Here is a 26396-nt window from a genome sequence, read left to right on the forward strand (position 1 = left end):
TTTATGCCTCGTGCGAAACGGTATTTCGTCCAGACCTGCGGGGGCTACCCGTCGTCGTTCTCAGTAACAATGACGGCTGCGTAATTGCCCGGTCTGCTGAAGCGAAGAAGCTCGGCATAAAAATGGGTGATCCGTTCTTCAAAATGAAAGATGACCTGCGCCGCCACAGGGTGCAGGTTTTCAGTTCAAACTACGCGCTTTATGCCGACATGAGCAGCCGCGTGATGATGACGCTGGAAGATATGGCGCCCAACGTAGAAATTTATTCGATTGACGAAGCTTTCCTGAACCTTTCAGGCATGCGCCGGCTTAAGCCGCTTGAGAATTACGGGCGCGATATACGGGAGCGGGTAAAAAGCGAAACGCATTTGACCGTGGGCGTCGGAATAGCGCAAACCAAGACGCTGGCAAAGCTGGCAAATCATGCTGCCAAAAAGTGGAGCCAGACGGGTGGCGTCGTGGATTTATCTAACGTTGAACGGCAGAAAAAACTCATGGCGCTGGTGGCGGTTGAGGATGTGTGGGGCGTGGGCCGCCGCATCAGCAAAAAGCTCAACGCCATGGGCATCGTCACGGCTAAAGACCTGTCAGAGCAGAGCACGTACATCATACGCAAACACTTCAATGTGGTTCTTGAGAGAACGGTCAGAGAACTGCGCGGCGAGCCATGCCTTGAGCTGGAAGAGTTTGCGCCAACCAAGCAGCAGATTGTTTGCTCCCGGTCATTTGGACACCGCATCACCGATTATATGGAGATGAGGCAGGCGGTGTGTGCTTTCGCTGAGCGTGCTGCAGAAAAGCTGCGGGGCGAAAAACAGTATTGCCGCCATGTCGCCGTATTCGTCAGAACCAGCCCTCATGCCGTGGGTGAGGTTTTTTATGGCAATCAGGCCATGAGAAAGCTGAGCACCCCGACCAACGACACCAGAGACATTATCCGTGTCGCTATGGAGGCACTGGATCGTATCTGGCTGAGCGGTCATCGCTATATGAAAGCTGGCGTAATGCTGGGTGATTTTTTCAGCCAGGGCGTTGCGCAGCTCAACCTCTTTGATGAATTTAAACCACAGGCCAATAGCGAGGCGCTTATGCGCGTCGTTGACGGTATTAACCAGAGCGGTAAGGGGAAACTATGGTTTGCAGGGCAGGGTATCCAGAAAGCGTGGGCTATGAAGCGAGAGATGCTGTCACCGGCATACACAACAAGGTATTCGGACCTTCCCGTTGCGAAGTGACTTTTATCCTTCAGCCGCTGCAGCAGATACTTCCTACCAGTCGGACGTGTTACCTGACTGAGTGGAAGGGGCGCAGTTGCATCGTTGATGAATTGAGGCGGCCACAGAACGGCGATACCGTGCTGCTTGATATGTCGGGCTTATCGGAATGGGGGCAGATATTTTTCCATCCATACAGGATCATCACTGACAATGGATTGACGTTGGTAGATGACTGGCTTGAGGATGTGGTAGTGGTCAGGGTTGTTACGCATGAAATCAGCATACTACATCAAAATATTGACGACATTGCACTTTGAAAGATTTAAGATTTTTCATTAGTCTAGTATAAAAATTTCTCCATTATATAAAGCATCGAATATAAAAGCAGCCGTAAGAAGATGCTTTTGCCTGGGTTTTTATCAGTCCGGGAGAAATGTGAATTAACGGCCTGAAGGTCCTTTAAAAAAAGCTAAGCGAAGTTGTTGATTTTATTTATTAATGTAAAAACTGATTTTACATAGCTTTCTGCGCTTTCCTTTGTAATCTTCATATCTGTTCTGCGATTGGCCATGTTTCTAACTGAGTTTAATTCCCTGAATAAAATTTGTTCGTCATCACCGATCAGTTCATAATTACGAAAAATGCTGGCCATTCTAGATAAAGTCAAGGAGGATGGGTTTCTCTTTAACAGTTTTAAATTCTTATTTGATATCCTACCAGAGTCAGTTAATTTATCAAAAGCGAAGTAAGAAGTTTGGTATAGTTTGTTAAAAGACCTAATGACAGCTTCAAAAGGGCTAAATAAAAGAAATTCTTGGTAGTCTTTATCTAACGCATCTTGATTTTCGTCAGCTATAACATCAGCTTGAGAGGCAGCTTCTTCTATTCTTTGTTCGAATAATATTTCAAATTTATCGTATTTAAATGATTTGAGCTCTCTAACAAGTTTGAGAATATCATTTCTGCCGAAATAGAGTGTGAAAATTACTACAAATGGCCATGCTATTGATTTAATAATTGATGATAAAAACGTTAAAAAATCCATGGAGTATCGCCATGTGAATATATTGGTGGAATAGTAATCTAAGTCAATTGCAATCACTAAGTCAATGATTTTTATGGCATACTTTAAATTTTAGTTATGGAGATAGGAATTAAATGCATGACTTAATGTAAGAAATGGTTTTAGATAGGCTGGTTATGTCCTTTATATCAATAGGTTACTTAGCAATCTCACGATGTGTCTGCCTGCGACATCAAAGCTGTAAGCCAACAGAATAATCCATAAAAGCAAAGGCAAGCTAGGATTAGTAAAAAATAATCTAATAACAATTTTGTCTCAATGCGCAAGCGGCTTAGTGAAGGCATACTCGCAGGATAGGCATCAACCAATGAGTATGCTTATCACCTGATACAGTTGGCCACCATGGTTGAGCGCACTCCAGCATTCAGGCCCATTGTAGAGAAATGGTTGTGATAAATTATGCGATGAAGTAACTCCAAAAGCATCAAAAATAATTTTATAGAAAATAATTTAATAAATTCCTAGCAACAGTGCATTAAATCTTCCTGTATTTTGAATACAAGTCCCACAATGGAAAAGCGACGCGTGCCAGCAAAACTCCACATATGACGCCAATTACCACGTCACCCATTGTGGTAGATATATGATCAAATAGGTTTTCTGCTCTGCCAAAAAACTTTATGTATACGTAGGAAAAAATAAGCGTTCCTAAAGCCAAAAGGTTTGCGATAACATCCATATAGGCTTTTAAAGCCTTTTGCCTGTTCGGGAATGTTCCATAAATACTGTAAAGCATTAAGAAGTATATAAAGCAAACACAACCTACGCCGTATATCCCTATCCATGCATTCTTGTGTTCATGCATAAACTTACTCATGAACATAATACCAATTACCAAGAGAAGGGTTGCAGCTCTCATCCACCACTTAATTATGTAAATAACATCATTTTGCATTACATTTTGAGTAGGTTTTTGTTCGCCATTATATTCATTTTTACTGTTTTCCATCTGAGTCTTCCTTACCTTATTCCATTCCTAATTTTTGTATTACGTTGATTAATATAACGAATTGCTGCGCTAATTTTTGAGCTATAGATGCAAGGGTATTGTGGGAGTATTGGGTGTTTTGCTGCTCCTGAATGTGACCGGCCGGAAAATTCTTAAATCTAATTATAGCTAGAAAAGTGTCTCTTTCGCTGGAAATCATACCAAATCTGTAAACTCAGACTCTCGTCGTTCGATGCTAAATTTTTCAAGTCGTGTCATATAACTGCAAGGGCTGTGTGAATATACAGTTCTGTTATGCGCTTTGAAACGTTAAGGTAAGAGTTTAATGTTACAGATGCCTCCTGACCTTACTTGGAAGAAATGCCCGCTGAGAGGCGGGCATTAGTCTTAACGATTCGAAATGTACAAGGTCACTTCAAGACCGAGACGCATATCTACAAATTCTGGCTTCTTCCACATGTTGGATTCTCCTGAAAGTTCTGAAAGTCCCAACCCACTAGAATAACTTTAAGTGAATTGAGTACATAAATGAGTACATATTTTTTATGACCCATTCCATATTATCCTTTAATAACAATGGGATAATGTAAAATAAGCCATTGTTTTTTACGAGTATTCATAGTTTTGGCGGTTTTGCAGCTGCAAACCCGGCACGCCGTTGAGGCTTTCCGAGAGGTTGACGCGCGGCGTGGCGTGGCGCATCTCATCGCCGCTCACCACGCTCAGTGCGGCAGGGGTATCTAATTCGGACAGGCCAGCGCTGGCTGGCGCGGCGCTGACCACCAGCGTTTGATTGACGCTTTCCGCTGCCAGTAGCGGAAAAGGAAGGAGCGCAGGCAGCACCCAGAGCGGTGCCTGCTGCAGTCGTGTAATTTTCATTGTGAAAGACCGTATAAAGCGCGGCGTCTGCCGCCGAAGTAACAAAACGCGCTCAGGGTAATGGTTTTGTCGCATTTTGCAAAACGCGGTAACAGTAGCACGGACTATGCTGCCCGGTGCGGGCAAAATGCGATGCGCGGTGGCTGACGGCGCAATTATCTGTCAGTCTCAATGTTTGGTCTGAAGCTATTTAAGGAAGAAATCATGAGTCAGCAACCGGCAGTTGCCGTACTGGGCTTAGGCGCAATGGGTCACGCCTTTGCCGCCAATCTGTTGAAAAAAGGCTTTGTGGTGCGCGGCTGGAATCGCACGCGCGCCAAAGGCGAGGATTTGATTGATGCGGGCCTGCACCTCGCAGCTACGCCGCGTGAGGCGGTAGAGGGCGCCGACGTGGTGATCGCCATGCTCGCCGACGGCGATACCACGCGTCAGACGCTGCGTGAAGCCGTGCCAGGGCTGAAGCAGGGTGCAACGGTATGCCAGATGGGCACCATCGGCATTGACGCAACCGACGCGCTGATCGCCGATCTTACGCAGTCGCGCCCTGACGTGCTGTTTATTGATGCGCCGGTTTCCGGCACCAAAGCGCCAGCGGAAAATGCACAGATTCTGGTACTGGCCAGCGGCGATCGCACGCGGGCGCAGGCGGCTGAGCAGGTGTTTGCCGCCATCGGCAAAGGCACCCAGTGGTTGGGCGAGGCCGGGGCCAGCTCGCGCATGAAGCTGGTGGTCAACAGCTGGCTAATTGGCCTGATGCAGAGCCTGGCAGAAAGCACACGCCTTGCGGCGGAGTTTGGTTTTAGCACCGACGACCTCTGGCAGGTATTGGACGGCGGCCCGCTGGCTGCACCCTATGCCAAAATGAAGCTGGGCATGATCGCCAGCGGCGATTACACCCCGCAAATGCACCTCAACTGGGCGTTGAAAGATGCCCGCCTGGCACTGGACGCAGCACAAGAGGCGCGCCTGCCAGCGCTGGAAAACATTGTTGATGTCTGGCAACAGGCCGTCGACGCAGGCTATGGTGAGCAAGATTTGGCGGCGGTCTATCAATATCTCGCCACTCCCTCACGCTAACGCAATCAGGAGTCGATCATGCCCGATTTTCTCTTTTACAAAAAAGGCCGTCAGGTGGTGGCAGTAGAACGGCAGGACGCGCAGAGTGCGGAAACGCTGGTGGCGCAGGGATTTGAGAAGCAGTTCAACGAGGTGACCGCCACCTGCGCCGAAAATGCCCTGAAGCGCTATTACGCCATTCGCAAAGATGAGGCCGATCTGGAATATGGCTTCATGACGGGAGGCCTATTTGGCCTGGTGACGCTACTGGTGCGAGGGTAAAGCGAGGCAGAGCAAGCGGGGCGCAATTCAGCACGCTGCCGAATCGCGCTCCGCGTGCCGTTTTACCACATTAAATCGTCGGGCACTTTAAAGTCGGCGTAGGGATCGTCTTCGTCCAGCGCATCCTGCGTCAGGGCGCTGTTCAGAACAATATAGCTGGCGTCGCGCTGGGCGATTTTATCCGCTACGCTGGCGGGGATCAGCGCATAGCGTGGCTCACCGTCGCGGTCTGCGTCTTCGCGCGCAATCGCTAAGCGCCCGTTAACCAGCTGCGCGTGCGTCAGCTTATTTACCGTGATTTTTTTAATCAGGCTGCCGTCGGTGAAGTTAAAAGCGATATCGCCTTGGGCAGCGGTAAGCTTGTTCATTGCGATCAGCTGTTTGATCTGCGCCTTATACTCTTTGGCTAATGCGTCCTGCTTTTGCTGTTCGTTCAGCTGCTTATCGCGCGCCTGCTGCGCTTTCTTATTTTCTTCCACGGCTTCACGCGCCTCGCGCGCCTGCACGCGGGATTTCTTCGCGGTGCGCTGGACTTTCGCCATTTTTTTGCTGCTAACCAGACCGGCCTGCAGCATCTGCTCTTGTAAGGTGAGTTTGCTCATTGTCATCTCTGAATGCGGTACATGATGCGCGGGATTATAGCGGCAGTTGGCGGATGCGTCACAGCGGCGTAGCATACGCGCATTCTATTTTAGGTAATGCGTTATGTTGAATCCTGTGTTTGATGGCCACAACGATCTGCTGCTGCATTTGTGGCTGCATCATCGTGCCGATCCCGCCGCCGCGTTTTTTAACGGCATCGCTGGCAATCATCTTGATTTCCCCCGCATGCAGCAGAGCGGCTTTGCAGGCGGCCTGTTTGCGCTGTTTGTGCCGCCGCTGCGCTATGTCAAAGACGTGGCGCCTCAGCGCGCAGCCGATCGCTGGCAGCCGCTGGATGTGCTGTGGCAGCAGCTGGACATTCTGCACACGCTGGCGGCGCGATCCGAAGGGCGGGCGCGGGTGTGCCTTACCGCCGCCGATATCATTGCCTGTCGCGCCGACGGCGTGCTCGCCATGGTGGCGCATATTGAAGGGGCGGACGGGTTTGACGCCGAGGGCGATGCGCTGGCGGCTTTTTATCGGGCTGGCGTGCGCAGTCTCGGACCCTTCTGGAATCTCCCTAATCGCTTTGGCGCAGGCGTCACCGGTGCCTTTCCCGGCACGCCGGACAGCGGCCCAGGTTTAACCCCCGCCGGTGAGGCGCTGATTGCCGCCGCCAATCAGCACCGTATGCTGATCGATGTTTCGCACATGAATGAAAACGCCTTTTGGGACACGGCGCGTCTATCGCGCGCGCCGCTGGTGGCGACGCACTCCAACGCCCACGCGCGCTGCGCGCAGCCGCGCAATCTTACCGATGCGCAACTGCGCGCCATTGCGGCCAGCGGCGGCGTTGTGGGGATAAACTTCGGCAATGCGTTCTTGCGCCCCGACGGCAAACGCGACGGCGACACGCCATTGATCGAAATTGCTAAACACCTTGCGCATTTGATTGCCATAATGGGCGAGGAAAACGTAGCATTTGGTTCGGATTTCGATGGTGTCGCAGTGCCTCTCGCGCTGAAAGATGTCACCGGCTTACCGCGCCTCTGTGCGCTGCTGCGTGAGCTCGACTATGATCAGTCAACGCTCACGCGCATTACGTGGGACAACTGGCTGCGGGTGTTACAGCGAATTTGGCAGGAATAGCGATCTTTTCCCGTCAAATCAGGCTTGATCTCTCTGTGACATTGGCGCAACATCGCCGCGCGTTTGGCTGTGCTGTCAGTGGATTCGTTCACTGATGCGCGCGTTTCTCGCAGATTTGCTCTGCGTTTTACTTAATGAGGATAAGAGTATGTGGAAAAAACCTGAATTTGTTGACCTGCGTCTGGGCCTGGAAGTGACCCTTTACATTTCCAACCGCTAAGACCTCTTGCCCGCCTTCTGTGCGGGCTTTCTCTTTTTTAGCTGGCTTTTTCTCATGTTCATCAAAGTTCTTGGTTCCGCAGCAGGCGGAGGCTTCCCGCAGTGGAATTGCAACTGTGCGAATTGCAGCGGTTTACGCAACGGCACGCTGCAGGCGCAGCCGCGCACGCAATCCTCCATTATTGTCAGCGATAACGGTGAAGATTGGGTGCTGTGCAACGCTTCGCCGGATATCGCCCAGCAAATTGCCCACACGCCAGAGTTGGTGAAGCAAGGCGTTCTGCGCGGCACGGCAATTGGTAGTATCATTTTGACCGACAGCCAGATCGACCATACCACCGGCCTGCTAAGCCTGCGTGAGGGCTGCCCGCATCAGGTATGGTGCACGCCAGAAGTCCACGGCGATCTCACCAGCGGCTTCCCCCTTTTTACCATGCTGCAGCACTGGAATGGCGGCCTGCAGCATCATACGTTAACGCCGCTTGAACCGTTCACGGTGGCGGTGTGTTCAACCTTGCAGTTCACCGCTATCCCGATCCTCAGTAACGCGCCGCCGTACTCGCCCTATCGCGATCGGCCGCTGCCTGGCCACAACGTGGCGCTGTTTATTGAAAATCTCGCCAACGGCCAGACGTTGCTGTACGCCCCGGGGCTCGGTGAACCCGATGCGGTCATCATGCCGTGGCTGCATAAAGCCGACTGCTTGCTGATTGACGGCACCGTGTGGCAGGACGACGAACTGCTGACCACCGGCGTGGGCAAAAATACCGGCAAAGCCATGGGCCATTTGGCGCTGGCGGAAGAGCAGGGGCTGATGGCGCTGCTGGCGTCATTACCGGCCAAACGCAAAATTTTGATCCACATTAACAACACCAATCCGATTCTCAACGAACAGTCGCCGCAGCGGCAGTATCTGACGCAGCAGGGCATTGAAGTGAGCTGGGACGGGATGACGATTCATTTACAGGAGCGCGCATCGTGATCATTACCGACGCACTGACGCCCGCTGAATTTGAGCAGGCACTGCGGGCCAAAGGGGCTTTCTACCATATTCATCATCCGTACCACATCGCCATGCACAACGGCGACGCTACGCGTGAGCAGATTCAGGGCTGGGTAGCCAACCGCTTCTATTACCAGACCAATATTCCGCTGAAAGATGCCGCCATCATGGCAAACTGCCCGGATGCCGCCACGCGCCGCAAATGGGTGCAGCGCATCCTCGATCACGATGGCAGCAACGGCCAAGAGGGCGGCATTGAAGCCTGGCTTCAGCTCGGCGAGGCGGTGGGCCTGCCGCGCGACGTGCTGCTGTCGGAAAAACTGGTGCTGCCCGGCGTGCGCTTTGCCGTGGACGCTTACGTCAACTTTGCGCGCCGTGCGAACTGGCAGGAAGCCGCGTGCAGCTCGTTGACTGAGCTGTTCGCGCCGCAGATCCACCAGTCGCGCCTTGACAGCTGGCCGCAGCACTATCCGTGGATCAAAGAAGAGGGGTATTTCTACTTCCGCAATCGCCTCAGCCAGGCGAATCGCGACGTGGAACACGGCCTGGCGCTGGCGCTGGAGGTGTTTACCACCGCTGAGCAGCAAACGCGGATGCTGGAGATCCTGCAATTCAAACTCGACATACTCTGGACGATGCTGGATGCCATGACTATGGCCTATGCGCTGCAGCGTCCGCCGTATCATACCGTCACCGACCAGATCGCCTGGCATAGCACGAGATTGGTATAACATGATGAAAGACAACCTGATTCCGGCATTTCGCCGTGGTTATCGTCTGCAATGGGAACCGGCGCAGGACAGCCATGTGGTGCTCTATCCAGAAGGCATGGCAAAACTCAACGAGACCGCGACGGCGATCCTTGAATTAGTCACCGGCAAGCAGGATGTCGCCGCGATCATTGCCACGCTTAACGCCCGTTTTCCCGAGGCGGGTGGGGTGGATGACGATGTAAAAGCCTTCTTGCAATCCGCCATCGAACAGAAATGGATCCAGTGCCGTGAACCCGAATAACCCTGCTACACCGCCGCTGTGGCTGCTGGCCGAGCTGACGTATCGCTGTCCATTACAGTGTCCTTACTGCTCCAATCCGCTGGATTTTGCGCAGCAGGAGCAGGAGCTCACCACCGCGCAGTGGATTGAGGTGTTTCGTCAGGCGCGCGCCATGGGCAGTGTGCAGCTCGGCTTCTCCGGCGGTGAACCGCTGACGCGCAAAGATCTGCCCGAACTGATTCAGGCCGCGCGCGATCTGGGTTTTTATACCAATCTGATCACCTCTGGCATTGGCCTGACCGCCAAAAAACTCGACGCCTTTGCCGACGCCGGACTGGATCATATTCAGATCAGTTTTCAGGCCAGCGACGAAACGCTGAATGCCGCGCTGGCCGGCTCAAAAAAAGCCTTCCAGCAAAAGCTGGAGATGGCGAAAGCGGTCAAGGCGCACGGCTATCCGATGGTGCTGAATTTTGTGCTGCACCGGCACAATATCGATCAGATCGGCAACATCATCGACCTGTGCATCGAGCTGGAGGCCGATGACGTGGAGCTGGCTACCTGCCAGTTTTACGGCTGGGCGCACCTGAACCGTCAGGGACTGCTGCCGACGCGCGAGCAGATCGCACGCGCGGAAGCGGTGGTGGCAGAGTACCGTGCGCGCATGAGCGAGAGCGGCAATCTCACGAATCTGTTGTTTGTGACGCCCGATTATTATGAGGAGCGGCCTAAGCCCTGCATGGGCGGTTGGGGATCGATCTTCCTCAGCGTCACGCCGGAAGGCACCGCGCTGCCTTGTCACAGCGCGCGCCAGCTGCCGATTGAATTTCCGTCGGTGCTCACCCAGAGCCTGCAGGATATTTGGTACAACTCGTTTGGCTTCAACCGCTACCGCGGCTTTGATTGGATGCCGGAACCGTGCCGCTCCTGCGACGAAAAAGAGAAAGATTTCGGCGGATGTCGCTGCCAGGCGTACATGCTCACCGGTAACGCGGATAACACCGATCCGGTTTGCAGCAAGTCTCCGCATCACGGCAAAATTCTTGAGGCGCGGCGGGAAGCGAGCTGCAGCGACATTAAAATCGCACAGCTGCAGTTCCGCAACCGCAGCAACTCCGATCTGATTTTCAAACAGCGGATCCGCTGATGGGCGTGCGTCAGCTTGTGCTGGCCAACGGCCTGCGCTGCCACCTACACCACCAGCCCGAGGCGCGAGAGGCGGCCGCGCTGGTTAGCGTGCAGGTGGGAAGCCTGAATGAGCCCGAGGGCTGGCCGGGACTGGCGCACCTGCTGGAGCACACGCTGTTTGGCGACTGCCAGCACTTTAACGATGCGCAGCGGCTGATGCCGTGGGTTCAGCAGCAGGGCGGCGAGGTCAACGCCACCACGCAGCTAAGCCAGAGCGCATTTTTCTTTCAGGTGCCTGCACCCAAGCTGGCAGCAGGCGCAGCTCGCCTTAGCGCCATGCTGACGACTCCGCAGTTTAGCGCGGCGTCCGTGGCACAAGAGTGTGCGGTGATCGACGCCGAATACCGGTTATTGGCGCACCACGGCGAAACGCTGTGCGAAGCGGCGCTGCTGGCGGCGGCAGGGGAACCTTACACGCGCTTTCGCATTGGCAGTCGCGCGGCTTTCGGTGACAACGTCACCGAGGTGCAGCACGCGCTGCGAGATTTCCACCGCCGTTTTTACCACGCGGGCGCCATGCAGCTTTGGCTGCAAGGTCCGCAGTCGCTGGCGGAGTTGGCTGACGTTGCGCAGCAGTTCGCTTCGCTGCCGTCTGGTGGCGACGCGCCATCGCCGCTGCCGTTACCGCAGGTCAGTGACACCCTGTTGCAACTGGCAGGCGATGAGCACTTTTGGCTGACGCTTCTCTTAGACGCCCCTGCGCCAGTTTTACGTGACGCTGTCACTTTGGTGGGGGCTTTTTGGCAGGATGACGCGCCAGGTAGTCTACTGGCGCAGCTGCGTCAGGCGGGCCTGTGCGATTCACTCCACATGCAGTGGCTGCAGCTTGCCTCCGACCATTGCTGGCTGGCGCTGCGTTTCAGTGCGCCGCGCATTACGCCCGCGATGGCGCAGCAGATCGAGTCGATGTTCTGGCAGCATCAGACGGCGCTGTGTGCCACGTCGAGGTGCCAGCGGCAGCACTATCAGCGTCGGGTGCAGCAGGACTTCAACGCCCAGTCGCCGCTGGCCCAGCTGCGCGCGCGCGCATTCGGATTCGCGCCCGGGCCGACGCTGCCGGATAGCGAGCCGCTGTTGGCCGCGCTACCTCAGGCACCGCGCCGTCGTTTGCTCACCCAGCGGGACGTGACGCAAGGCGTGGAGGTTCACTCGCAGGGCCTCACTTTGCAGCTGGCCGCGTGGCCGCCTGGTGCTGCGCCCGCAGCAACGCCCGCAGTTTTTACCTTTTACCCGACAGCATCGGCACCCGAGCCGCTTACGCTGCCGCCGCATCCTCAGCCGCTTTTGCTGGTGCCGATGTATCAACCCGGCCGCCTGTTACTGCTGCGGCCCGCGTTTTATCAGCCGCTGAGCGAACCCGCGGCCCGCGCACGCCAGCGCATGCTGCGCGGCGCGCTGGCGCTGCTGCGCCATGCGGGAGGCGCGGGCAGTTGGCAGTTTACGCAGGGGGCGTGGCAGCTGCGCCTGGATTTGCCGCCCGCGCCCGATCTGCACAGCGTGCAGGCGGTGCTGGCGGCATTAAATGCGGATGAAGCGTGCAGCGTGCCTGCGCCCGAGGGCAACCTCGCCATCCGTCAGCTCTTGGCGGCCATGCCGACGGCGCTGATCGCGCCCGTTGTGGAACCCGCCTGGATCGCGGCGTGGTGCGGCGAGGAGGGCGCAGAGGCACAGACGCTGGCGCATCTGCTCAGCCAGCTGCGCGCGCCGCTCACCGATCGTGCCCCTATGCTCGTCGTGCAGCGCGGCCTGACGCGCATCGCCTGCGGCACAGCCGATCACGCGCTGCTGATTTTCATGCCGCTGCTGAATGCCGATGACCAGCGTCTCGCCGCGCTTCAGGCGCTGGCATTGATGCTGGGCCCGCGCTTTTTCCAGCGGCTGCGGGTGGACGAGCCGGTTGGCTACGTGGTGTCGGCGCGCTACCAGCGCGTTGCCGATATCGACGGCATCCTGCTGGCGCTGCAGTCGCCCGCGACACCGTGGCCGCAGTTGCTTAAACATTGCCGTGCTTTTCTGCGTGAAATGTCACAGGCGCTTAATGACGCCCCGCCCGCGATGCTGGCCGCCTGGCAGGCCACGCTGCGTGAGCAATGTGTGCCAAAAGATAACGCGGATGCGGCGCTGCAGGCGCTGCGTCAGCAGCAGGGCCTGGCAAACCTGACGCCTTACGCCATCGATGCGCTTACTGTGCCGCTGATTCAGGATGTGCACGAGACGCTGCGGCGCGGGCGCCGCCGCTGGCGCGTGCTGGTCGCGGGGCAGTAGTGGGAAGTTTACGGCAGTAATGACGTTATACGCTTACGCCCCGCTCGCAGCCCATGGTACGGCACAGGAGTTTGCAGGTGCAGCGCGATAAGATCGGCCTTTGCGCAGGAATAGCTTTCTCCGTGTGCAGAACAACCTCTTGAATGCACCCAATGTATGCGCGATGAATCCATCATTCGATTACGACGCGCATGCGGCGCGCGGGTTAACGTTCTCGTGCTGCGTTTCAGTAATAAGCACGAAGCCCCGGCAAAAAATACGCTGGCCGAACGCCGTGTTTCTGGATAAGGTCAGGGTGTGCGACCGAGTATTAAGGCGCGTCGCGACATGTAAGGGCAGAAATGTATCCACAGGCCAGGCTCGTTTTATAAGGAAATAAAGTTCATGAAACTGTTAAAACCCGTGATGCCACTGCTGTTATTAGGGCTCATCTCCACAGCGTCATTAGCGAATGAGGCCCACGTTTGTCGTTCAGCCGCGTTGCCACAGTCTAATAAAGATGCGGAACTGTCTGACACCACATCCTTTACCTGTGGACGCGGACTAACGGGCACGGTTTCCTCACTGTCACAGGCCGGATGGCAAATCACGCATGTGATTGAGCAGGCGGATACCACCGCGTTATCAGCGATAAAACCCGGCCAAATCCCGCCAAACCCCGAAGAGTTAGCAAAAACCTATTGGGTGCTGGTCATTCAGAAGTGACGGGTATAAACGTTGCTGGGGCCTTCATCGGATAGTTGTCGCAGCGCACTGGGCGAATCAGCATGCGCCAGCTTGGACAGTTCAACATGCACGCTGCAATGCTGAATAAAGGGGCAATCCTGAACGCTGCGTATTCTCGCTTTTTGGCTGACCAGATTACGCGTCTTGAACAACGTCGGTGAGTGAATTCTCTGCTTTGTGCTGGGCGCGGACATTTTCAACATCGGCAGCTACGCATCCGTGGAGAACAATTTTCACTGCACCGTCACGCGGAAATATCGGAATTAAACGTGCTTCAAGGTTTACTCAGCGTAAACGCAGGAAAAGGCCATTCCGCTACAGAATCGCGCTGAGTAGCGTACGGCGGTGCCGTTGACACCTGTTATAAAAAATAGACTTTTTACCTGGATTATTGATATGAGAATACTCTTTTTATTGCTTTGCCTCTTCCCTACACTCGCGCTCGCTGAAAGCGATGAGGCTGCTGTTATGAATATCTGCGGTAAACACCCGCAGAGGGAGGACGTAATGAAAGCGTTGACCATCCAGCCTCTGGACCTGACGATTAAAATCCCTGAGAACTTCACCAAAATGCCAGATGTGTTAGCGGACATTAAATATCCATCGTTAAAAAATAAACCTAAATATATTTATGCTAACGATGATGGTGCCGTCTCTTTGGGGTTAACTGAAAAAGCCTCGTCGGGTCTTGTTGATATTGACAGTGTAAAAGAGGGAATGTTGGATCTTGTAAAAGCGCTAAAGCCCAAGGCGTTACCCGTGACTGTCGATGGGAACAAAGCTTGGCTGATTGTTTTTAAGTCAAACGCCAAAGATGGCAGTAGCATATTAAATATCCAATTATTCACACTGACAGAGACAAAGTTCGTAGTAGGGACATTCAACATGACGGATAAATATATCAATCAATATTGCGATGTAGGCGTCTTATCTTTGATGTCTTTGCAAGCGGCATCGCGGTAATTTCAGGCAAAAATGACCTCATGTTTTAGCATTGAGATTCCGTGTAGCAGGCCACGCGGCAGGAAAACTCCGCGCAGCGTTTTGCATTCAATCGCACGCGCTGCGCTGCGTATTCAATTACCTCGTGGCGCTCAACGGCCTTGCTGCTCACGCCGCATCTATCACGCGATAACCGTCCCACACCTGCATGATTTCCGCGATCGCGTTGTGGAGTTCCTCAATGCTGACTCCGTCACGCGCCTGAATGGAAATACCGAAGAGAAAACCGCAAAACAAGGCGGCGAGGGCAGTGATGTTTGCGTCGTCACGCAGCTCGCCTGCCGCGATACCACGTTGGATCGTTGCGATGACCCCCGCACGCGTTCGCTCGCGCGAGCGCATCAGCGGCTCTGCCACGGCTTTATGCTCGGAGGAGGTCGCGCTCATCACGCCCAGCGACACCATGCAGCCTGCCGGATGGCCGGGCTCGCACTGCATTTTGGCGGACTGGCGTAACGTGGTTTCCAGGGCTTCGCGTGGAGAGAGAGCGCTGTCCCACAAGAAGCGCGTTACCTGGCCATAGGTTGCCAAATAGCGCTGTATACACTCGCGATACAGCGCCTCTTTTGAGCCAAACGCGGCATAAAAACTGGGTGACGAAATACCGTTGCCCATGGCTGCTTTCAGTTGGGCAAGCGACGTAGACTCGTAGCCATGCTGCCAAAAAAGCAGCATCGCTTGCTCAACGGCATTGTCCCGATTAAACGTTCTGGGGCGTCCCATCGTTGCCATCTGTCATCTCCACGCATCCCATTGTGACTAATATACTAAACGATACACATGTAGTTGACAAACCCTGCGTGTCTCACTAGTTTACCAATCAATACATAAGTGGGGCGACTCAAGCGCCTCGGGTGATGCGATGCCCAAACAGCCTACGCTTATATATATACCGGTCGATACATAATTGTGAGGGAACCTATGGAGAATAAAAGAGCCGTGAGCAGAAGCGAGGCACGTGTGGAGCAACCAGACGTACTGCCTGTATCAGCCCTGCTGGCGCTGGCAATGACGGGCTTCATTTGCATTATTACGGAAACGTTGCCTGCGGGGCTGCTGCCCCCAATGGCAGAAGGGCTGGGGGTTTCACTTTCGCTTGCCGGACAAACGGTGACGGCCTACGCGCTGGGTTCGCTGATCGCCGCGATTCCGCTGACGCTGGCCACGCAAAGCTGGCGGCGCAGAACGGTATTGCTGCTCGCCATTGTGGGTTTTCTGATCTTCAACTCGGTAACGGCGTGGTCGAGTCACTACGGGTTAACCCTCATCGCGCGTTTCTGCGCCGGCGTCGCGGCTGGCCTTTCCTGGAGCCTGCTGGCTGGCTATGCGCGTCGAATGGTGGCGGTTTCACAACAGGGCAAAGCCATGGCAATTGCGATGGTTGGCACCCCGATTGCGCTGTCGCTTGGGCTACCCCTTGGCACGTGGTTAGGCGGATGGCTTGGCTGGCGCGTGGTGTTCGTCTCAATTTCTGCGCTGACGGTAGTGTTGATCGGGTGGGTGCTGGCCTACGTCCCGGATTATCCTGGCCAGCCGCGCCAAAAAAGCGGGGGGATTGCGCAGGTGTTCACCACACCCGGCGTGCGGCCCGTTCTGGGTGTGGTCATGGGCTGGATGCTGGCGCACAACATCCTTTACACCTATATCGCGCCGTTTCTCACCTTATCAGGGCTGGAGGGGCGGACGGATACCGTCTTGCTGGTGTTTGGGCTTGCAGCCCTTGCGGCCATTGCCGTGACGGGGCGGCTCGTCGACCACGCTCTGCGCCTTAGCGTGTTAATCAGCTTGGTGGGTTTCATGCTGGTGTCTCTCGCTTTCCTCTTTTACGCACACACGCCCGCCGTGGTGTACGCAGGCGTGGTGATCTGGGGGCTGACGTTTGGCGGTGCGGCAACGCTACTGCAAACCGCATTGGCCGATGCTGCAGGTGCCGGCGCTGATATCGCGCTTTCCATGAACGTGGTGGCCTGGAACGGCGCCATCGCCGCTGGCGGTGTGACGGGGGGAATTCTGCTTGAGCACGCAGGCGCCGGGGCATTTCCGCCCGTGCTGATCGTGCTTCTGCTCGTGGCGTTTTACATCGCCTGGCAGGCAAAACATCACGGCTTTAAAACCGGCGCGCGCGCCAACCACAGATAACGCACAGGAAAAAATATGTTTAATCGACTCGTTACCCCGTTCAAGCTTCTCATTCTGCTACTCGCCAGTGCCACGGCCGTTGACGCCGAGGCGTTCCCTCTGCCTCAGGGGTTCACCAGCGAATACCGCGATATTGACGGCGTGCGCATGCATTACGTGAAAGGCGGCAAAGGTCCGCTGGTGTATCTGGTGCACGGATTTGGGCAGACCTGGTATGAATGGCATCAGTTGCTGCCTGAGCTCGCGAAAAACCACACCGTTGTGGCTCCGGATCTACCCGGCTTGGGTGAGTCTGGCGTGCCGCGATCCTATCGCGCAACAGAAGTCGCGCCGATCCTGTATAAATTGGCTGTGACATTCAGCGGGGGAAAACCGTTTGATGTGGTCTCCCACGATATCGGCAACTGGAATACCTATCCGATGCTGGTGAAGCATCAAGATCAGTTGCGTCGCGTGGTGCTGATGGAAGCGCCTATTCCCGATGACAGCATTTATACCTTTCCGGCCTTCACCCCGCAGGGAGAATCACTGGTGTGGCACTTCAGCTTTTTTGCCGCGCAGAACCAACTGGCTGAAACGCTGATTAAAGGAAGAGAGTCGGCCTTTTTCACCCATTTCATCAAAGAACACGCCACTAATAAGGCCGTTTTCACCGATGAGTTACTGGGCATGTACGCACGATCCTATGCTAAGCCCCACAGCCTGCATGCCGCATTTGAATATTATCGCGTGCTGAATCAGGGCGTAGAGGACAATAAACGCCTGTCGCAATCCCCCATCGACGTGCCGGTTCTGGCCATTGGCGGCGGCGGCCATGGCGGCATGGGGGAGTATCAGGCACAACAAATTCGTCACTTTGCTTCTAATGTGACAGGCAAAGTGTTACCTGGCTGTGGCCACTGGCTCCCTGAGGAGTGTTCTGCGGCGCTTAACGCGGCGGTGCTTGATTTTCTCAACGCCCCCTAAATCTACGCCTGACCGCTGAGCGTGCGCATCTGCGCGTCGCGTCAGGCTGGCGCAGGGTGGAGAAGGCCAAAGGTCGAGCGTTCGGCCTTTGGCGCCTATACCGCAGCGGGGCGGCAGCCACTCCCGGAAGCCGTCCAGGGTAAGCCAGCGTCACGGGAAGCGACCCGCGTCTACGACAGCCCCACCGACTGAGCGGCCAGATTCCGCGTCCTCCGTTCCCCCAATAATGAGCGTGCAGTCACAAATCAAAGCGAAAGCAAAATTATCCCACGCTCACCAAAACAGCGGCGTGATTTAAATGCGCGGCTAAGCTACAACCTGCTGAAATAAAAAAGATAATATTTATTGCGCCCGCGCTTCTCTCCGTGATGTTAATCACAAAAAACGCCTCGTGGCGCCCTTTGTCAACGGTTCTTGCCGCGTAATACGTAATGAATATGTGATCTCACTTGCAAATACAAAAGCCTCAGCCCGGAACAATGTGCCTCAGACGCAATTCACGGGAGCGCGGCAATGAGAATTGGCATAGCGATCAGCGGCGGAGATGTAAGCGGTATTAATAATTTCATCTATCAAATCTCGCGCATGATGCAAGCAGAGATGGTGTTATTTAATGGCGGCATACCCGGGTTGCTGGAAAATCGTCACCAGGAAATATCCTCGCGCGATTTAGTGGATTTTTCTATCACCGCCATTCCGATTATGCAGTCCGGGCGCACCACGCGGAAATTAATGCGTCAGGAGTATGACGTGATTGCCAAACAGCTCAAGTCGCTGCGCATCGATGTATTAATTATGGCGGGCGGGGATGGTTCGCTGCAATTTCTCCATGCGCTCAGTGAATGCGGGGTGAACTGTTTTGGCGTGGGCATGACAATCGACAATGATGTCTTCGGCAGCGATTACACCATCGGCTTTTCTACCGCGTGTGAACAGGTATTAAAAGAGGTCACTAAATTACGCAATACCGGGCGGGCTTTGACCGGCCGCGTATTTATGGTCGAACTGCTCGGCGGTTATTGTGGTGAATTAACGCTGCAATCAGCGATTAAATCCAACGCCGACTTCGCGCTGATTCCGGAGTGTCAAATCGCGCCTGCGCTATTAGCAGAGCGCATCACCCAACGGCTGGCGGCACAAAACAGCGTAGTGATTCTGTGCTCGGAGGGCTATACGCGCGAATATTCTCCCGGCTTTCAGGGGGCAATAGATACGCTGATCAAACAGCTCGAGCCGCTGATTGGGGTACGTATTCGCAAAACCATTATCGGTTACGGGTTACGCAGTGGCGATCCCACCTGCGAGGAAATATACCAGGGCACCATTATGGCCAGTGAAGTCGCGCGCTGTATTCAATCGGGAATGCGCAATAAGGCGGTGATTATTAATAGCAATCATCGACCGATACCGATCGATTTAATAAGCATGAAAAAACGCCTGGTTGATGTTGAAGGGCACTATTACAAACTCGCTAAACAATTGCATATCCTGTGAGGAAATAACCATGCTGAAAATATTATGTGTGTGTGGCTGTGGTTTAGGTTCAAGTTTTGCGATCGAAATGAGCGCGAAGTCGGTATTAAAAAAGCTTGAAATCGATGCGGATATTGATCACACCACCATTTCTGAAGCCAACGCCTTTAAGTCTGACATGATTCTCACGCAAAAAGCATTTGCCGATGTATTAAATGCTGATGCCAGCCCGGAACAAATGAAACGCGTCATTATTCTTAATCGCCTGACTGATAAAGCGGAAATCGAAGAGAAAATCGTCGCATTTATGAAAGAGCACAATATTAAGGCAGCCAGCCATGAATAGTGTAATGAACTTCCTGATTAAAGATTTGCTGGGCCAGGCCTCCATACTGATTGCATTTATCGCGCTTATTGGTCTGGTGCTGCAAAAAAAATCCCCGGGCAAAGTGGTGGAGGGCACCTTTAAAACGCTGCTGGGCTTTTTAATTATGATGGCCGGCATCAACATTATTGTGGGTGCCTTGACCTTCCTCAATACCATCTTCACCCACGGTTTTGGCATGCAGGGTTATATCACCGACGTGGCCGCCATTGCCGGATTAGCGAACCGCGAGCTGGGTTCAGAAGTGGCGCTGACGCTGCTGGTGATCTTTGTGGTGAACATCATCATCGCCCGCATTACGCCGTTTAAATACATCTTCCTCACCGGACAAGCGCTGCTGTGGATGGCCACGATTGGCGCGGTCATTGGCTACAAAGCCGGGCTCACCGGTCTGCCGCTGATTCTCACCGGCGGCATTTTTGGCGGCGTGATGGCGGTGGTCATGCCCGCGCTGGCACAGCCGGTGGTGCGGCGCATTACCGACTCTGACGATGTGGCGCTCGGCCACTTCTGCACCATCGGCTATCTGCTAACGGCGGCGGTGGCGAAAGTGGTGGGTAAAGGATCGCGCTCCACTGAGGATCTCAAGCTTCCCGATAACTTCAAGTTTCTGCAGGACACCTATCTGTCGATGGCGGTAGTCATGGTGCCGATGTACCTGATCCCGGCGCTGGCGGCCGGCCCGTCGTTTATTGCGCAGTACAGCAACGGCATGAACTACCTGATGTACGCCTTTATGCAATCCATTCAGTTTGTCGCCGGGGTATTTGTGCTCTACAGCGGCGTGCGGTTACTGCTGAATGAGCTGGTCCCGGCGTTTCGCGGCATTGCCATGCGCCTGGTGCCGGACGCCAAGCCCGCGCTGGATTGCCCGGTGATGTTCCCGTACGCGCCCAACGCGGTGATCGTCGGCTTCCTCGCCACCACGTTGGGATCGGTGGTCGGCATGTTGGTGTTCCCAATGTTCGGGCTGGCGATGATCCTGCCCGGCCTGCTCACCAACTTCTTTGCAGGCGGCACCGCCGGCGTGTTTGGCAACGCGTTGGGCGGTCGACGCGGCGCGATGATTGGCGGTTTCGTGCACGGCCTGTTTATCACCTTCCTGCCGGCCATTTTGGTACCGATGCTGGAGAGCTATGGCTTCACCGGTGTGACCTTCAGCGATTCTGACGTCATTAGCACCGGACTGGTGCTGGGACACGCTTTCCAAAATAACTGGCTGTTTGTCGCGCTGTTTGTCCTGTTCATTACCGTCATTGCCTGGTTTGTTAACGGAAAATCCACTCACTCCCACGAGGAAAAACCGCATGAAACTGTATAACTTCACCGAGCTGTTACAGGTGGCTAAACAGCGTGATTTCAAAGCGCTGGGCTCCTTCAACCTGCACTGTCTGGAGATGCTGCCCGCCTTTTTCAGCGCGGCGGAAAAAACCCACAGTCCGTTAATGATTCAGATTTCAACTGGCACCGCAAAATACCTCGGCCATAAACTGCTGGTGGATGCCATTCGCTCGCTGTCAGAAAGCCGCGATGTGCCCGCCTGCTTGCACCTCGACCACTGCTCGGATTTACCGGCGATTCAAACGGCCATCGACGCGGGCTTTAGCTCGGTAATGTACGACGGCTCGCATCTGCCGATTGATGAGAATATTGCTAACACGCGGCGGGTGATCGACATGGCACGTCCGGCGAATGTTTCGGTTGAGGCTGAGCTGGGCGCCATTGGCGGGTCAGAAGATGGCAAGTGCGTCGCCATGAGCGAAACCGCGTTTACCACGGTGGATGACGCCCGGCGCTTTGTGCAGGAAACCGGCGTGGATATGCTGGCCATCTCCATCGGTACCGTGCACGGCCTCTATACCGGCAAAGCGCAGATCCAGCACCAGCGGCTGGCTGACATCACTGCCGCCACACACACGCCGCTGGTGCTGCACGGGGGAACCGGCGTCAGCGACGAAGATATGCGTTTGGCGGTGCAAAGCGGTATCGAAAAGGTCAACGTGGGCACCGAAATGAACGTGCAGTGGGTCGCCAACTGCAAACAAACCTTTGAAAAGGGCAAGGTCAACGACAGCGTGCGGAATTTTCTGGTGCCGGCCAACGATGCCGTGACGCATGTTTTAGTGGAGAAAATGTCGCTGTTCCGCTAGGCCAGCGCATTCACCATGTCCCTTTCACGTCAGGCAGGAGACGCTATGTTTGGATTATTTAAAAAGGGCGCCGACGCAGCGCGCCCGCAAAATCAGGACATTGAGCAGCAAGCCGAAAGCCTCAGCGCTGAGATCCACCAGCTGGAGCAGCGGTTGGCCAGCGCACCGCGCGAGACAGAAACGCAAAAACAGCTGATGCTCGCCTATAACCGCGCGCTGCCGCTGTATGCGAAAAGCGCGCGGTTTCGTCCGGAAATCGACGCGTTATTCGTGAAGATTGATGCGCTGCGCAACACCATTCGCAGCTCAATCCAGGAGGCGGGATGAGCATAAAACAGTTGCTGCAGGAGGCGGACGCCATTCAGGTGGGCATTACCACCAGCGACTGGCGGGAAGCGATCGCCCTGGCCGCCAGCCCTTTGGTGAAAGGCGGCTACCTCCAGCCGTCGTATCCCGAGGCCGTGATCGCCAATACCTTAACCCACGGCGCGTATTACGTGTTTGACGAAGGGATCGCTATTCCGCACGCCCGGCCGGAGAGCGGGGTGCTGAAAGACTGTTTTAGTCTGGTGGTGCTGACGCATCCCATCTCCTTTCAGGGCAGTGAAAAAGCGGACATTGTGATCCTGTTCGGCGCGCGCGACAGTAATGCCCACATTGAAGAGGGGATCCGCGCCATCGTCACGTTATTGGACGATGAGCAAACGCTGGTGCGCCTGCGTCACGCCAGCAGTGCAGCGGAGGTCATCGATATTCTATGAATATGTCCTGCAAACAGAAAACGGTGGTGCTGGTGAACGGTATCCCGGCGTCGGGAAAAAGCACGTTGACTCGCGCGCTGGCGCAGCAGTTGGGTTTTCCCGTGCTGACGCTGGATAGCCTTAAAGAGCCGTTTATGCGCTATTTTGCGCCGGTGGATCGCCAGCGTAACCGCCAGCTAGGCTGTGCGGCCTATCAGGCGATGTGGAACGTGGTGGGTCAGGCGCCAGCCGAGTGCACCTGGCTGATTGACGCCTGGTTCGGATTTCAGCCAGTTTCGGTGCTGCAGGAAGGGCTTGAGCAGGCTGGCGTCACGCGCGTGCTGGAGCTGTGGTTGGCGATCTCGCCGGATGAGGCGGTGTCACGCTACCAGGCGCGTCTCACGCAGCGCCTGCCCGGTCATCCCGGCGCGGAATACCTGCCAGAACTGCATAAGCTGGCGGAGACGGCGCGTCCGATGGCGCTGGGGCCGGTGCTGTCGCTGGCGGCAGGCGCGCTGGATGTTGACGCCGCTTGCCGCTGGTTGCATGGTCAGCTTGCAGCGTCGGCCTTGCCATCGCGCCTGTCACGTTCGGGCTAACGCACTCCCGCAGGCAGAGAATCTTCGCGCGTAAGGTATCGAAACGCAGCGGCTTTTATGCTTAAAAAAAGCGTGGATTGCCGATCTCGCTGCGTTTGCAAAATGCACCATCCTCTTCCATATATACATCAACGCCTGTTATCTCTTGCTTCGTTTATTTCTTTCTCGCGCAGAGTTTTCTGCGCTTTTTTTTTTAGGAGCGGCCTGTGCGTATTCATCATCTTAACTGCGGATGCATGTGTCCTGTTGGCGGTGCGCTGTTTGATGGCGTTAGCCGCGGGCTTTTCGCCCATCTGGTGTGTCACTGCTTATTACTCGAAACCGAAAGGCAGGGACTGGTATTAGTGGATACCGGTTTCGGCCGTGAGGATGTTGCGCATCCCGCCCAGCGACTCTCCGGCTTTTTCCGTGCGCTAAATAATATTCGCTACCGCGAGTCCTTATGCGCAAAAACGCAAATTGAATTATTGGGCTTTCGTGCGGCGGACGTGCGCCATATTATTTTGACCCACCTCGACTTCGATCACGCAGGTGGCATCAGTGATTTTCCGTCAGCGAAAATCCACCTTTTGCAGCATGAACTGGATTACATGAGCCAGCGCAACGCCACCTGGCTTAATCGACAGCGCTACCGGCCCCAGCAGTGGCGCACGCATGACGGCTGGCGCGGCTATCCCAGCCAGGGAGAGCGGTGGTTCGGGTTTGATGCCGTGCGCGCGCTGGATGATTTTAACGATGACATCTTATTTGTGCCGCTGCCGGGACACACGCCGGGCCACAGCGGCGTGGCGATCCGCCATGCGGGCGGCTGGCTGCTGCACGGCGGAGATGCCTGGTTTTATCGCGATGAAATGCGCCATACCGAACGCCACTGCACACCCGGCCTGCGTGCGTATCAGCGTCTCATGTGCAGCGACGTGGCCGCCTGGCGACATAATCAACAGCGGCTGCGCGCGCTCTCTTTAGAGCATGCCAGCACGATCCAACTGTTTTGCAGCCACGATGCGCGCGAACTGGCGCAATGCCAGTCCGCCCCCTAGCTTTTCGCGATTCATCACCGCGGCATGCTTTATCTCTACTAATCTTTTACAGGCGGTGTCGCGCTGCGCGGCGACCGTCGGATAATAAACAGGAATAGGGAGAGTAACATGCTGTATACCTCGGGACGATCGCGACTCGGCGTGGCGATTTACACGCTGCTGGAGCCGCTGCCGCTGGGCTTTTTCTTTGCTGCCTGGCTGTTTGACATCATTTATCTGCAAACCTTTGTGATTATGTGGACCAAATCCGCGAGCTGGCTTATTGCCTTTGGACTGGTGCTGGCTATTCTGCCTCGACTTATCAGCCTGATTTACCTATTTCGCGGCGCGACAGCGGGAGAAAAGACGCACTTCTGGCTGACGCTGGCCGCCATTGTGCTGGCGATTGTGAATGCGTTTATTCACAGCCGCGACGCCTATGTCGTGGTGCCGCTTGGCGTCACGCTCTCCACGCTGGTGGTGGCGCTGATGCTGCTGGCCAATCTGCTACAAACGCTGCGCGCGCCGCGTGTGCTGGGAGGTCAGCCATGAAACCGATGCTCAGTGTAATCGCCCTGGCGGTGCTGCTCAGCGGCTGTGATGACGGCGCCAGACTCGATCCGCAAAAACAGATTGGTCCCAATCCGGAATTGCCGCAGGCGCAGAACTTTCTGATGCCGCCGATGCAGGTGCCGGAAGGCGTCGCGTGGAAAGCGGGAGAGATGCCGAAGGTGGCGCAGGGATTGAAGATTGAAAAAATTGCCGACCAGTTACAGCATCCGCGTCAGGTGCTGGTGCTGCCGAACAATGATGTATTGGTTGCCGAGTCAAACGGGCAGCCCAAACCCATCACCGCCCCCAAACAGCTGATCATGGGGATCGTGCAGAAGGCCTCAGGCAAGGGCGGCGAGGGCGGCAACCGTATCACGTTGCTGCGCAATGTGAATGGCAAATGGGAGCAGCATCGCTTTATTGAGCACTTAACGTCGCCGTTTGGCATGCAGCTGGTGGGCAACACGCTCTACGTAGCCAATGCCGATAGCCTGGTAAAATTCCCCTATGAAACCGGGCAGACGGAAATTCGCACCCCGCCAGAACTCGTCACCGAGCTGCCTGGCGGGCCTATCAATCACCACTGGACCAAATCGCTGCTGGCAAGTCCGGACGGCAGCAAACTCTATGTCGGCGTCGGATCGAACAGCAACGTCGGGGAAAATGGCCTGGGTGAAGAGTATCGCCGCGCGGCGGTGCTAGAGGTGGATGCGGCAAGCGGCGCAAGCCGAATTTTTGCCAGCGGCATCCGTAATCCAACGGGGCTGCAGTGGGAACCGCAGAGCGGCAAGCTGTGGGCAGTGGTCAACGAACGCGATGAGATCGGCTCCGATCTGGTGCCGGACTATATGACGTCGGTGCAAGATAAAGGTTTTTATGGCTGGCCCTATAGCTATTTTGGTCAGCACGTTGACGTGCGGGCGCAGCCGCCACGGCCCGATCTGGTGGAGAAAGCCATCAAGCCCGATTACGCGCTCAGTTCACACGTTGCGCCGCTGGGGCTGCTGTTTTACGGCGCGGAGAATATGCCGCAGTATCGCGGCGGCGCCTTTATTAGCGAGCACGGAAGCTGGAACCGCACGCCGCTTAATGGCTATCAGGTGGTGTGGGTGAAATTTGAAAACGGCAAGCCCGTGGGGGAACCGCAGCCGGTGGTGACCGGTTTCCTGACGGACGATGGCAAACAGGTGCGCGGTCTGCCGGTGGGGTTAGCCGCGGATCAGCAGGGAGGTGTGCTGATCGCCGATGACGCGGGGAACGCCATTTGGCGCATTAGCGCTGCGCAGTAGCCCACAGCAGGCATAAAAAAAGGATTTGGCCCCTAAAGCCAAATCCTTATTTTTTTGTTCGCGTTGCGGCTGGTAACCGGACGGCGAACGGGTGCTCAGCACTCCTCACAGGGCAAATCATAAAATGTGACGGGAAATATTTCAAGTTTCGCTAAAATACTGTATGTTTATACATGTGTTGAGTGATGAGCGCGACCTCATTGGTTTTCTGATGACTCCCAGGGGCGCGGATAGTAAATCCCGGCAGGTTTCAGGTGGTGCTGGCCTGTGGCTTTTACCATGAGAGCCGCTCAGCACTCCTCACAGATGTGCTCAGGCCGTCGGCGGGTGGAGTCAAAGCCCCGGTAGCTGAAAGGCGCGCTCCTGTCAGAGGAGAAGGAAAGTGATGGAACTTGTTCGGTTAATCCTGGATCTGATCCGGGTGATCCTGCAAATCATCGTTGCCCTTTTGCAACTGACCGGTCAGGCGCACTGACCGGAACTTGAAACA

At 55.2% G+C, this 26396-nt stretch carries 29 protein-coding genes and 1 pseudogene; 24 read left to right on the plus strand and 6 right to left on the minus strand.

Translation table 11 applies throughout. From position 1 onward, the window contains the following. On the plus strand, window positions 1-1235 hold a 1235-nt coding region (gene umuC, locus LU196_RS18635; RefSeq protein WP_232778291.1), incomplete at its 5' end, for a translesion error-prone DNA polymerase V subunit UmuC. A gap of 451 nt (window positions 1236-1686) precedes the next feature. Here umuC and LU196_RS18640 read toward each other — a convergent pair. The 4 genes and pseudogenes from LU196_RS18640 to LU196_RS18655 form a co-directional block, all read right to left on the minus strand. Next, window positions 1687-2262, minus strand: a complete 576-nt coding sequence (locus LU196_RS18640) for a hypothetical protein (protein ID WP_232757378.1) — start codon at window positions 2260-2262, stop codon at window positions 1687-1689. Window positions 2263-2776: 514 nt separating this feature from the next. After that, window positions 2777-3250: a hypothetical protein gene (locus LU196_RS18645; RefSeq protein ID WP_232757377.1), complete on the minus strand. Its 474-nt coding sequence runs from the start codon at window positions 3248-3250 to the stop codon at window positions 2777-2779. Window positions 3251-3637: 387 nt separating this feature from the next. Then, window positions 3638-3709: a pyrroloquinoline quinone precursor peptide PqqA gene (gene pqqA / locus LU196_RS18650; protein ID WP_232758216.1), complete on the minus strand. Its 72-nt coding sequence runs from the start codon at window positions 3707-3709 to the stop codon at window positions 3638-3640. Window positions 3710-3868: 159 nt separating this feature from the next. Continuing rightward, window positions 3869-4129, minus strand: a pseudogene (locus LU196_RS18655) (TonB-dependent siderophore receptor); the annotation flags it as partial. 204 nt (window positions 4130-4333) lie between these two features. Between LU196_RS18655 and LU196_RS18660 the strand changes: the two are divergent. Then, complete coding sequence (locus tag LU196_RS18660; protein WP_232757376.1) at window positions 4334-5206, plus strand: NAD(P)-dependent oxidoreductase; 873 nt, start codon at window positions 4334-4336, stop codon at window positions 5204-5206. Between the two features lie 18 nt (window positions 5207-5224). Beyond that, a complete protein-coding gene (locus LU196_RS18665; RefSeq protein ID WP_232757375.1) occupies window positions 5225-5467 on the plus strand; it encodes a hypothetical protein in 243 nt (80 codons plus the stop codon). 62 nt (window positions 5468-5529) lie between these two features. Here LU196_RS18665 and LU196_RS18670 read toward each other — a convergent pair whose 3' ends face one another. Continuing rightward, window positions 5530-6069, minus strand: a complete 540-nt coding sequence (locus LU196_RS18670) for a DUF2058 domain-containing protein (protein ID WP_232757374.1) — start codon at window positions 6067-6069, stop codon at window positions 5530-5532. A 103-nt stretch (window positions 6070-6172) separates the two neighbouring features. Here LU196_RS18670 and LU196_RS18675 point away from each other — a divergent pair, with 103 nt between their 5' ends. The 9 genes from LU196_RS18675 to LU196_RS18715 all read left to right on the plus strand — a co-directional run bounded on the left by LU196_RS18675 (window position 6173) and on the right by LU196_RS18715 (window position 14555). Beyond that, window positions 6173-7198: a dipeptidase gene (locus LU196_RS18675; protein ID WP_232757373.1), complete on the plus strand. Its 1026-nt coding sequence runs from the start codon at window positions 6173-6175 to the stop codon at window positions 7196-7198. Between the two features lie 148 nt (window positions 7199-7346). Continuing rightward, window positions 7347-7418, plus strand: coding sequence for a pyrroloquinoline quinone precursor peptide PqqA (gene pqqA / locus LU196_RS18680; protein ID WP_010617686.1), 72 nt, complete (start codon window positions 7347-7349; stop codon window positions 7416-7418). A gap of 54 nt (window positions 7419-7472) precedes the next feature. Continuing rightward, window positions 7473-8399 carry a pyrroloquinoline quinone biosynthesis protein PqqB gene (gene pqqB, locus LU196_RS18685; protein WP_232757372.1) on the plus strand — a complete coding sequence of 309 codons (927 nt, stop codon included), beginning with the start codon at window positions 7473-7475 and terminating at the stop codon, window positions 8397-8399. After that, complete coding sequence (gene pqqC / locus LU196_RS18690) at window positions 8396-9151, plus strand: pyrroloquinoline-quinone synthase PqqC (RefSeq protein WP_232757371.1); 756 nt, start codon at window positions 8396-8398, stop codon at window positions 9149-9151. Before pqqB ends, pqqC begins: the two co-directional genes overlap by 4 nt. Window positions 9152-9155: 4 nt before the next feature. Beyond that, the gene (pqqD, locus tag LU196_RS18695) at window positions 9156-9434 is read left to right on the plus strand and encodes a pyrroloquinoline quinone biosynthesis peptide chaperone PqqD (protein ID WP_232758215.1); all 279 of its coding nucleotides are present in this window, start codon (window positions 9156-9158) and stop codon (window positions 9432-9434) included. Then, window positions 9421-10560 carry a pyrroloquinoline quinone biosynthesis protein PqqE gene (pqqE, locus tag LU196_RS18700; protein ID WP_232757370.1) on the plus strand — a complete coding sequence of 380 codons (1140 nt, stop codon included), beginning with the start codon at window positions 9421-9423 and terminating at the stop codon, window positions 10558-10560. Before pqqD ends, pqqE begins: the two co-directional genes overlap by 14 nt. Then, window positions 10560-12866 (plus strand): pyrroloquinoline quinone biosynthesis protein PqqF, encoded by a 2307-nt coding sequence (pqqF, locus tag LU196_RS18705; RefSeq protein ID WP_232757369.1) that lies wholly within the window; start codon window positions 10560-10562, stop codon window positions 12864-12866. The genes pqqE and pqqF overlap by 1 nt, the downstream gene beginning before the upstream one ends. 384 nt (window positions 12867-13250) lie before the next feature. Continuing rightward, window positions 13251-13571 (plus strand): hypothetical protein, encoded by a 321-nt coding sequence (locus LU196_RS18710; RefSeq protein ID WP_232757368.1) that lies wholly within the window; start codon window positions 13251-13253, stop codon window positions 13569-13571. Window positions 13572-14099: 528 nt separating this feature from the next. Then, window positions 14100-14555 carry a hypothetical protein gene (locus LU196_RS18715; RefSeq protein WP_232757367.1) on the plus strand — a complete coding sequence of 152 codons (456 nt, stop codon included), beginning with the start codon at window positions 14100-14102 and terminating at the stop codon, window positions 14553-14555. A 147-nt stretch (window positions 14556-14702) separates the two neighbouring features. Here LU196_RS18715 and LU196_RS18720 read toward each other — a convergent pair whose 3' ends face one another. Continuing rightward, window positions 14703-15326, minus strand: coding sequence for a TetR/AcrR family transcriptional regulator (locus LU196_RS18720; RefSeq protein ID WP_232757366.1), 624 nt, complete (start codon window positions 15324-15326; stop codon window positions 14703-14705). Between the two features lie 276 nt (window positions 15327-15602). Here LU196_RS18720 and LU196_RS18725 point away from each other — a divergent pair, with 276 nt between their 5' ends. The 12 genes from LU196_RS18725 (at window position 15603) to LU196_RS18780 (ending at window position 25906) form a co-directional block, all read left to right on the plus strand. Then, window positions 15603-16733 (plus strand): MFS transporter, encoded by a 1131-nt coding sequence (locus LU196_RS18725; RefSeq protein WP_232758214.1) that lies wholly within the window; start codon window positions 15603-15605, stop codon window positions 16731-16733. A gap of 15 nt (window positions 16734-16748) precedes the next feature. Further along, entirely contained in the window at window positions 16749-17699 is a 951-nt protein-coding gene (locus LU196_RS18730) for an alpha/beta fold hydrolase (RefSeq protein ID WP_304622743.1), read from the plus strand. A gap of 513 nt (window positions 17700-18212) precedes the next feature. Then, window positions 18213-19193 carry a 6-phosphofructokinase gene (locus tag LU196_RS18735; protein ID WP_232757365.1) on the plus strand — a complete coding sequence of 327 codons (981 nt, stop codon included), beginning with the start codon at window positions 18213-18215 and terminating at the stop codon, window positions 19191-19193. 10 nt (window positions 19194-19203) lie between these two features. Continuing rightward, a complete protein-coding gene (locus LU196_RS18740) occupies window positions 19204-19518 on the plus strand; it encodes a PTS sugar transporter subunit IIB (RefSeq protein ID WP_232757364.1) in 315 nt (104 codons plus the stop codon). Further along, entirely contained in the window at window positions 19511-20878 is a 1368-nt protein-coding gene (locus LU196_RS18745) for a PTS sugar transporter subunit IIC (protein ID WP_232757363.1), read from the plus strand. Before LU196_RS18740 ends, LU196_RS18745 begins: the two co-directional genes overlap by 8 nt. Next, window positions 20865-21707, plus strand: a complete 843-nt coding sequence (locus tag LU196_RS18750; RefSeq protein WP_232757362.1) for a class II fructose-bisphosphate aldolase — start codon at window positions 20865-20867, stop codon at window positions 21705-21707. Before LU196_RS18745 ends, LU196_RS18750 begins: the two co-directional genes overlap by 14 nt. Window positions 21708-21752: 45 nt before the next feature. After that, a complete protein-coding gene (locus LU196_RS18755; RefSeq protein WP_232757361.1) occupies window positions 21753-22034 on the plus strand; it encodes a hypothetical protein in 282 nt (93 codons plus the stop codon). Next, window positions 22031-22468: a PTS sugar transporter subunit IIA gene (locus LU196_RS18760; RefSeq protein ID WP_232757360.1), complete on the plus strand. Its 438-nt coding sequence runs from the start codon at window positions 22031-22033 to the stop codon at window positions 22466-22468. Before LU196_RS18755 ends, LU196_RS18760 begins: the two co-directional genes overlap by 4 nt. Then, on the plus strand, window positions 22465-23046 hold the full coding sequence (locus LU196_RS18765) for an AAA family ATPase (protein ID WP_232757359.1): 582 nt from the start codon (window positions 22465-22467) through the stop codon (window positions 23044-23046). The genes LU196_RS18760 and LU196_RS18765 overlap by 4 nt, the downstream gene beginning before the upstream one ends. Window positions 23047-23252: 206 nt before the next feature. Continuing rightward, complete coding sequence (locus tag LU196_RS18770) at window positions 23253-24086, plus strand: MBL fold metallo-hydrolase (RefSeq protein WP_232757358.1); 834 nt, start codon at window positions 23253-23255, stop codon at window positions 24084-24086. Between the two features lie 108 nt (window positions 24087-24194). Continuing rightward, complete coding sequence (locus LU196_RS18775; RefSeq protein WP_232757357.1) at window positions 24195-24617, plus strand: DUF2231 domain-containing protein; 423 nt, start codon at window positions 24195-24197, stop codon at window positions 24615-24617. After that, entirely contained in the window at window positions 24614-25906 is a 1293-nt protein-coding gene (locus LU196_RS18780; protein ID WP_232757356.1) for a sorbosone dehydrogenase family protein, read from the plus strand. The genes LU196_RS18775 and LU196_RS18780 overlap by 4 nt, the downstream gene beginning before the upstream one ends. The last annotated feature ends 490 nt before the right edge of the window (window positions 25907-26396 follow it).

This window comes from Pantoea sp. Mb-10, from assembly GCF_021272205.1.
GTDB lineage: Bacteria > Pseudomonadota > Gammaproteobacteria > Enterobacterales > Enterobacteriaceae > Pantoea.